Origin of the sequence: Stenotrophomonas sp. YIM B06876 (assembly GCF_030711595.1) — a bacterium.
In the GTDB taxonomy this organism is placed as follows: Bacteria; Pseudomonadota; Gammaproteobacteria; order Xanthomonadales; family Xanthomonadaceae; genus Stenotrophomonas.
Window position 1 is genome coordinate 1 of record NZ_JAUJUJ010000635.1, and the last position, 366, is coordinate 366.

1 protein-coding gene is annotated in these 366 nt (G+C 66.7%); it reads left to right on the forward strand.

Translation table 11 applies throughout. The annotated features are described in order from the left end of the window. Window positions 1–366, forward strand: a 366-nt coding sequence (locus tag QZH66_RS18810) for a trypsin-like peptidase domain-containing protein (protein ID WP_305807293.1), incomplete at both ends; no start/stop codon positions are given.

Sequence of the window (366 nt, forward strand, 5' to 3'; positions counted from 1 at the left end):
TGGTGGAAGGCGCCGACGAGATCGATGTGACGCTGACCGACAGCCGCCATGCGCGCGCGCGCGTCGTCGGCACCGACCCCGAGACCGACCTGGCGATCCTGAAGATCGAGCTCGACAAGCTGCCCGTGATCGTGCTCGGCAACTCCGACGAACTGGCCGTGGGCGACCATGTGCTGGCGATCGGCAACCCGTTCGGCGTCGGCCAGACGGTGACCAGCGGCATCGTCAGCGCCCTGGGACGCAGCCAGCTGGGCATCAACACCTTCGAGAATTTCATCCAGACCGACGCCGCCATCAACCCCGGCAACTCGGGCGGCGCGCTGGTCGACGTGTATGGCAACCTGCAGGGCATCAACACCGCGATCT